This is a genomic window from Pseudomonas sp. 32_A (genome assembly GCF_017490905.1).
Taxonomy (GTDB): Bacteria; Pseudomonadota; Gammaproteobacteria; order Pseudomonadales; family Pseudomonadaceae; genus Aquipseudomonas; species Aquipseudomonas inefficax.
Genome location: NZ_JAFGYI010000275.1, coordinates 1 through 473, shown reverse-complemented (window position 1 = coordinate 473; position 473 = coordinate 1). Strand labels below are relative to the sequence as shown.

Below are 473 nucleotides of genomic sequence, written 5' to 3'. Positions count from 1 at the left end.
GCTCTGCACGACCTGCACGCCCGCGAGCTGCGAGAGCTTCGACACCGCGAGATCGCGCTGGTCGAGGAGCTGGTTCGGCGGCTGGCCTTGCGAGCTCGCCGACGCGATCTGCTCGTTCAACTGCGCGATCTGCGAGGTGTAGCTGTTGATCTGCGTGACGGTGTCGGTGAGCTGCGAATTCACGCTCTGGCGCAGTTGCGAGTATTGCTGGCCGGCGGCGACGAGCTGGCTCGCGAGTGTCTGCGCGTTGCTCATCGCGGTCTGGCGCGCGGACGGGTCCGCCGCGTTGTTCGCGACCGTCTGCAGGCCGGTGAAGTAGTTCGTGATCGCGGTCGCGATGCCGGCCGTCGGGCTGCCGACGTAATTGTTCAGCTGCGCGACGAGCGTGTAGTAGGTCGACAGCGAGCTGCCCTGCGTCTGCGCGGCGTTCAGCTGGTTCGACAGGTACTGGTTGTACTGGCGCTCGACGGTGA

At 66.2% G+C, this 473-nt stretch carries 1 pseudogene; it reads right to left on the bottom strand.

Annotated features, from left to right (window positions below):
- Window positions 1–473, bottom strand: a pseudogene (locus tag J5M58_RS26655) (flagellar hook-associated protein FlgK); the annotation flags it as partial.